The sequence below is a fragment of the Dietzia sp. IN118 genome, from assembly GCF_032905965.1.
Taxonomy (GTDB): Bacteria; Actinomycetota; Actinomycetes; order Mycobacteriales; family Mycobacteriaceae; genus Dietzia; species Dietzia kunjamensis.
The window spans coordinates 2,620,632-2,628,131 of the sequence record NZ_JAUMSR010000001.1 but is presented as its reverse complement, the minus strand read 5'-3'; the positions used below and the strand labels follow the sequence as shown (position 1 = coordinate 2,628,131).

Below are 7,500 nucleotides of genomic sequence, written 5' to 3'. Positions count from 1 at the left end.
GATCCTTGCGATCTGAGCTGGGGGTGGTCGCAGAGACCAGAGAGAAGCGACTGTTTACTAAAAACACAGGTCCGTGCGAAGACGTAAGTCGATGTATACGGACTGACGCCTGCCCGGTGCTGGAAGGTTAAGAGGACCGGTTAGCCGCAAGGCGAAGCTGAGAATTTAAGCCCCAGTAAACGGCGGTGGTAACTATAACCATCCTAAGGTAGCGAAATTCCTTGTCGGGTAAGTTCCGACCTGCACGAATGGCGTAACGACTTCTCTGCTGTCTCGACCACAGACTCGGCGAAATTGCACTACGAGTAAAGATGCTCGTTACGCGCGGCAGGACGAAAAGACCCCGGGACCTTTACTATAGCTTGGTATTGGCGTTCGATTCGGTTTGTGTAGGATAGGTGGGAGACTGTGAAGCATGCACGCCAGTGTGTGTGGAGTCGTTGTTGAAATACCACTCTGATCGTATTGGACGTCTAACCTCGGCCCATGATCTGGGTTAGGGACAGTGCCTGGTGGGTAGTTTAACTGGGGCGGTTGCCTCCTAAAGAGTAACGGAGGCGCCCAAAGGTTCCCTCAGCCTGGATGGCAATCAGGTGTTGAGTGCAAGTGCACAAGGGAGCTTGACTGTGAGACTGACACGTCGAGCAGGGACGAAAGTCGGGACTAGTGATCCGGCACCGGCAAGTGGAAGCGGTGTCGCTCAACGGATAAAAGGTACCCCGGGGATAACAGGCTGATCTTCCCCAAGAGTCCATATCGACGGGATGGTTTGGCACCTCGATGTCGGCTCGTCGCATCCTGGGGCTGGAGTAGGTCCCAAGGGTTGGGCTGTTCGCCCATTAAAGCGGCACGCGAGCTGGGTTTAGAACGTCGTGAGACAGTTCGGTCTCTATCCGCCGCGCGCGTAAGAAACTTGAGGAAGGCTGTCCCTAGTACGAGAGGACCGGGACGGACGAACCTCTGGTGTGCCAGTTGTTCCACCAGGAGCATCGCTGGTTAGCTACGTTCGGAAGGGATAACCGCTGAAAGCATCTAAGCGGGAAGCCTGTTCCAAGATGAGGTTTCTCACCACCTTCGCGTGGTTAAGGCCCCCCACAGACCATGGGGTTGATAGGCCGGAACTGGAAGCGCAGCAATGCGTGCAGGTGACCGGTACTAATCGGCCGAGGGCTTACACACAAACAGCCCCTAAAGAATCGCAACGCGTCCACTGTGCAGTATCTGAAACAACACACCCACGCAAAAACACGTGGGCCTTGTTTCACAGAGTTACGGCGGCCATAGCGGCAGGGAAACGCCCGGTCCCATTCCGAACCCGGAAGCTAAGCCTGCCAGCGCCGATGGTACTGCACTCGTGAGGGTGTGGGAGAGTAGGTCACCGCCGAACACAACTTCACACGAGAGCCCCGAATCACCCTCACCGGTGACTCGGGGCTCTCGTCATTCCACCCACAACACCCCGACCACCAGCCCGGCCCTCACCCCACCCGACCGCCGGCAGCACCCATCACCCGACGCGCCAACAACGAACCCCGCAACTGCTCCACACCCACCACCTCACCACCGGGACCCGACAACGGCACCCGCCAATTCGGATACTCATCCGACGTCCCCGGAACATTCACCGGCCGCCACTAATCGCCGGATGCAGGGGTTCGTCTCCAACTGGCGGTGCGGTCGAAGAACGGACACTGTCCTGGCCTCCGAGCGACGCCTCAGAGATCGTGTTCATTTCCCGCGGTTGCTCTACTACCGGAGGCGTCTGAACGACTATCCGTGCTTGATGTCCGCCAAGGCTGGGCGCTTTGCGGTTCGTCGCACCGTCGCCTGGCGAGGATCCGGCAGTAGGCAGTTGTTCCATGCAGGGATGGCCCGGGGCACCAGAGGGCGTCGGCGAGGTCGCTACTTATCGATCGAGCGTGGCACCTCGCCGAACCGGGGGGAGTAGTGCCCCATAGAGTGGTGTAACTCGGTGGCCGAGATCGTCTCCGACATCCGTGTCGTTGACGGATGTAGAGCGGCCACCGCGTGATCTTTCGAGTCAACCGTCTAAAGAATCCTCGAGGAGTCATCGCGATGACCGCACCCCATATTGTCGACCCTGCAGGCCTGCTTGGCCAAGCCCTATCTGACGCGTCGCCGGATCTGATGCGCGAGCTGCTGCAGACCATGATCAACGCACTGCTCTCCGCCGATGCCGACGCTGTGTGCGGCGCCGAGTGGAACGCCCGCTCGGCTGAGCGCACCAACCACCGCAATGGCTACCGCCACCGGCCCCTGGATACGCGGGTCGGCACCGTCGACGTCGCCGTCCCGAAGTTGCGCTCGGGCAGCTACTTCCCCGAGTGGCTGCTCGAGCGCCGCAAGCGGGCCGAGTCCGCGCTGATCACCGTCGTAGCCGACTGCTATCTGGCCGGGGTGTCTACCCGCCGGATGGACAAGCTGGTCAAGACCCTGGGTATCGACTCGCTGTCCAAGTCGCAGGTCTCACGCATGGCCCAGGACCTGGACGAGCAGGTCGCGGCGTTCCGGCACCGCCGCCTGGACGAGGCCGGGCCGTTCACCTTCGTCACCGCCGATGCGTTGACGATCAAGGTCCGCGAGAACAAGCAGGTCGTCAAGGCTTCCGTGCTGCTGGCCACCGGCGTCAACGGCGACGGCCACCGCGAGGTACTGGGCATACAGGTCGCCACCAGTGAGACCACGGCCTCGTGGAACACCTTCTTCGCCGACCTGGTTGCCCGCGGCCTGGGCGGGGTGCGGCTGGTGACCTCCGATGCCCACGCCGGGCTGGTCGGGGCGATTGCGGCGAACCTGCCGGGAGCCGCGTGGCAACGCTGCCGCACCCACTACTCGGCGAACCTCATGGCGGTGTGCCCCAAGTCCATGTGGCCGGCCGTGAAGGCGATGCTGCACAGCGTGTACGACCAGCCCAACGACACCGCGGTGCACGAGCAGTTCGACCGGCTCCTCGAGTACACCGAAGGCAGACTGCCCGACGTGGCTGAGCACCTCGGCGATGCCCGCGAGGACCTGCTCGCCTTCACCGTGTTCCCCGACGACGTGTGGCGACAGATCTGGTCCAACAACCCCACCGAGCGGCTCAACCGAGAGATCCGCCGCCGCACCGACGTCGTGGGCATCTTCCGCGGGCCGCGATGCCATCGTCCGCCTCATCGGCGCCGTCCTTGCCGAGCAGACCGACGAATGGGCCGAAGGACGCCGATACCTCGGACTCGAAGTCCTGGGCCGCTGCCGACTCACCCTGACCACCGACACCGACACCAGCTCGCAGACGGAGGTGACCACTGATGCACTGATGCAACTACCCGCCTGATCACCAACGAAGGATCACAATTCAGTTACACCACTTCTAGGGGCTTGACCCCGGGGGGCCCTGACGACACTTGACCTGCCGCGTCGATTTCGGACAGCGGAGTTGATGGTTTCTCTACGCTGCCGTTGCCGGCTGGAGGTCAGCGTAGTGCACCTCGTTCGGGCGCTTGTAGCCGAGCGCTGAATGGCGCCGTCGGGTGTTGTAGAACCCCTCGATGTAGCTGATGACGTCGCGCCTGGCCTGCCGCTTCGTGGCGTAGGCGGTTCGGTGGACACGCTCGTTCTTCAGCGCCGAGAAGAACGACTCGGCCATCGCGTTATCCCAGCACACGCCCGTTCTGCCCATCGACGACCGCATCCCCAGGTCCTTGACCAGCTTGCGGTAGTCGCCCGAGGTGTAGACGCTGCCGCGGTCGGAATGGAAGATCGCCCGCGGTTCGATCACCGTCGTCGCGGCGGCGTTCTTCAAAGCGGTCTCGACCAGTTCGGTGCGCATGTGGTCGGCGATCGACCAGCCCACGACTTTCTTGGAGTAGCAGTCGATCACCGTCGCCAGGTACACGAACCCCTGCCAGGTGTGGATGTAGGTGATGTCGCCGACGAACTTGACCCCAGGTCGTTCGGCGGTGAAATCGCGTTCGAGCAGGTCAGGCATGTCGGCTGCAGCAGCGTCGTCGGCTTCGGTGGTCACCCGAAATGGTCTCGGCTGGCAGGCCACCAGGCCCTCGGAGCGCATGATCTGACGCACCAACTCCTGGGAGCACTGGGTGCCCTCGTCGACCAGGTCGGCGTGAATCCGCCGATACCCGTACGTGCCGTCAGTGGCGGCGAAGAAGTGCCTCACCCTGGCCGTGAGCGCCTGTCTGCGGGCAGCTGTGGCCGAGGTCGGGCGCGAGAGCCAGTTGTAGAACCCGGAGGTCGAGACGGCCAGCCAGGCGCACATCTTGTAGAGCGGGTTGGTCTCGGACGGGTCGTTCCTGCAGGAGTCGATGTACTCGTATCGGCTCACGGTCGCTGCTCCCGCGCGAAGTAAGCCGCCTTGGATTCAAATCGTCAATGCAACAGGGCGGCGTAGCGTTCGGCGGGAGTGTCGTAGTCGAGGGTTTTCCGGGGCCGGTTGTTCAATCTCTCCGCGATTCGGTGCAAGTCAGCCTGGGAGTAGCCGTTCATGCTTGTCTTCTTCGGAAAATACTGACGAAGCCAGCGATTGGTGTTCTCGTTGGTGCCGCGCTGCCAGGGCGAGTGTGGGTCGGCGAAGTACACGCTGATCCCGGTGCCGGCGGCGACGTCTTTGTGTCCGGCCAGCTCCATGCCGCGGTCCCACGTCAGGGAGCGAGACATCGTCTCCGGGAGCGCCGACAGCTCCCGGCACAGTCCTTCAGTAACAGAGGACGCATGGCGTGAGTCGACCTGGACTAAGCAGGTGTAGCGGCTGGAGCGTTCCACGACCGTGGCGATCTGGGACTGCTCCGATCCGATCATCAAATCGCCTTCCCAGTGACCTGGAACAGCGCGGTCCGCGACGTCGTCTGGACGGGCATCAATCGACACGGCGTCTTTGATCTGCGAGCGCCACTGGCCGGAGGTGGTGTTGCTGACCGCGCGACGAATCGGTCTGCCGGTGCGCAACTGCTTCTGTAACGACTTGTCCAGCACATTCCAGGATTGGATGTACAGCGACCGATAGATCGCCTCGTGCGAGATCAGCATCCGCGACCCGGCTGGGTACTGCTTCTTCAGCCGACCAGCGATCTGTTCCGGAGACCATTCCTCTTTCAGTCGTGCAGCGACGTAGCCTCGCAGTACAGGGTTCGTGGCCAGCTTGGGCTTCTGAGGACGCCGGGCCCGGCGCCAGGCGCGGTCGTCTGCGTCGATGGCGCGATAGCGCTCCCTACCCTCGTTCTGCCCGACTTCTCGGCAGATCGTTGACGCAGGCCGTCCCAGCTGGCGACCGATCTGGCGGTACGAGTCGCCCGCCGCCAGACCGCGGGAGATCTCCTCCCGATCGGACAGACTCAATGTCCCCGCCCGGCGCTTCTGCGGCGACTGATAGATCCCGCCCTTGGGCCGCAGGATCGAAAACACCGAACCCGGCGGCGAGTCGACCGATCGCGAGATCTCACTGATCGACGACCCCGCCTTCCACATATCCCAGACCCGCTGCCGTTCCTCCGGCGGCAGTCCGGGCCGGCCAATCTTAGCCATCGTCCACCTCCACCATAGATTGCTTGGTGTTGCGTTGACGGTTTGAGTCTAAGGCTGCTTTTTTCAGGAACGCCGTTTCGGCGCGGAGTTCGGAGTTCTCCCGCTCCAGCTCCTTGAGTCGTGCCCGTTCATCGAGCGTCACCTCGGTCTCGGTACCGCCGTGGGCCTGCCGGTACTTGTTCAACCAGTTCCGCAACGTCTCGGGGCCCACGCCGTAGGCCACCGCGACGTCCTTGATCGTCTTCGAAGTCGTGATGACCTCCTGGCACAGCTCATCCTTGAACTCCTGGCTGAACCGCCTGCGTGATGCACTCACTGCTGGATCTCATTTCGGTAGGCCCCTCACTTAAGAGGGTCCACCGTCCGAGATCACCGCAGCAGGCCAACTCCCTCGTAAACCCCGATCGGGGAGATTTGCTCAGAGAACCATGGATCGGAAGCGTCCGCGACTCCGAGATCGAGGGGATCCGATCGGCGCGGAGGGACAACGGTGTTCCTTTTCCCGAACGGCCCACTGGACATGGGATGGGGAAGTCGGCGGACAGTGGTGCGTTGCTCGAGCCCCTGCTCGATGCCGGGCTGGACGGGAGCGCAGGGACCGCTTTTGTGGATGTAGATTCCGCCGGGACTGATGTTGGCGCCGCCTCTATCCTCGACTCCCTCTCCGCCACCAGAAGGGCGCCCGCCGAGCCGATCTCGGGCGGCAGCGTGACGGTGCCCTCGCCCTCGGCGCAGAACGCGGACTCATGATCAGCGGTCGGTGACGGCGGGCTGAACCCCCGGGACGCGCGTGGGATCGTCATTGCAGGATCGGACGAAGGCAGTCGCCGGTCCACATTTCAGCACCGAGGACGGCGAGCTCACCGGGCTAGCAATCGCATCGCACGGGGGCTGTCTCGGCCGAATCGAGGTCCAGTTCGAGGGCCATGGCGATGGTACGTGCGTATCAGCCGTGTTCCTGAGAATGACAAGGGTCAAGCCCAATTGGCCCCGCTGTGCTGTTTTGATTTGGCCCCACCCTCGTGATGGGTTGGGGGTGGGTGTGCCGGTGGTCGGCGTCCCGGTCGCGGCTCCCATTCGGATCGGGGGACTACGGGGCCGACGAGACGGGTGACCCGGATCCCGGTGACCGCGGATCGTTCTCGCCCGACGGCATCATCGGCGCCAGCGTCATGAATGAGCGCAGCGCGGTCCATGATCACGACCGGTCGGATGAACGGTCGCAGTGCAGACCACCTCGCGGTGCAACCGACACCGCGGAGAATGCTGGTTTCTCTCAGATCTCTACGTCTATCGTCGTGGCAAGTGATCGGACGAATGCCTGCACGCTCTCGAGTCGGGTCTCCCAGGAGTCGTCGAGTGCGGCTTCCAGGGCGGGCACGCCCGGTCTCCAGATCGGCAGACCTCGGTGTTCCGAAACCGTCTCTGGCCTCCCCCGGCATTTGGTGTGTCGTCGGTCGCGATGTGTCAGACGTACTTGTCACGGAAGATCGTCCGCGGTCGATCAGTGTGGTTGGGCCCAGCATGTCTGTGGTCGGCGCGCGGGAGACGCGTACAACTCAGACCGACGAGCAGATTCGCGCGCGGGACATCCCTCACGCGGTACCAGCCGATGCCGCGGAACGGGTCGCAGACGGCCGACCAGCTCTGCTTCAAGCGAGACGCCGGCACCCCGATCGAGTACCTCCCGCATGCCCGACCAGGTCGGCCGCATGGCTACAGCCCGGAAGGCTGAGATCCTCTGTCCCGAGAACTCACGAATGCACCGGTTCTTCGATTGCGGTCCGGTGCCGGTGGACCCCGGATCGTGTCGACTGCTCTCCCAGGTCGGTTACGCCGCCGGCGTGCCCAAGTGCTAGCGGCCAAGCCAATCTCCCTGTAGGCGGACACGTAATTCCCTGCTGACGGGCAGTTGATCTCCCTGTCCGTGGCCAAGGGATCGGGCCGAGTCGCCACCGT

Annotated in this window: 1 protein-coding gene, 2 rRNA genes and 3 pseudogenes (1 of these 6 cut by a window edge); 3 read left to right on the top strand and 3 right to left on the bottom strand. The window is 63.1% G+C overall.

Features of this window, described 5'->3' with window-relative positions; genetic code table 11:
• The 3 genes and pseudogenes from Q2K20_RS12550 to Q2K20_RS12540 form a co-directional block, all read left to right on the top strand.
• Positions 1-1,179, top strand: a 23S ribosomal RNA gene (locus Q2K20_RS12550); it begins 1,918 nt to the left of the window's first position.
• A gap of 91 nt (positions 1,180-1,270) precedes the next feature.
• Positions 1,271-1,387, top strand: a 5S ribosomal RNA gene (gene rrf, locus Q2K20_RS12545).
• Positions 1,388-2,076: 689 nt separating this feature from the next.
• Positions 2,077-3,337 (top strand): annotated as a pseudogene (locus Q2K20_RS12540) (IS256 family transposase).
• A gap of 114 nt (positions 3,338-3,451) precedes the next feature.
• Here the strand turns inward: Q2K20_RS12540 and Q2K20_RS12535 are convergent.
• The 3 genes and pseudogenes from Q2K20_RS12535 to Q2K20_RS12525 form a co-directional block, all read right to left on the bottom strand.
• Positions 3,452-4,375, bottom strand: a pseudogene (locus Q2K20_RS12535) (IS3 family transposase); the annotation flags it as partial.
• Positions 4,376-4,389: 14 nt separating this feature from the next.
• A complete protein-coding gene (locus Q2K20_RS12530; RefSeq protein WP_317176827.1) occupies positions 4,390-5,541 on the bottom strand; it encodes an IS30 family transposase in 1,152 nt (383 codons plus the stop codon).
• A gap of 55 nt (positions 5,542-5,596) precedes the next feature.
• Positions 5,597-5,857: pseudogene (locus Q2K20_RS12525) on the bottom strand (IS3 family transposase); the annotation flags it as partial.
• Positions 5,858-7,500: the final 1,643 nt, after the last annotated feature.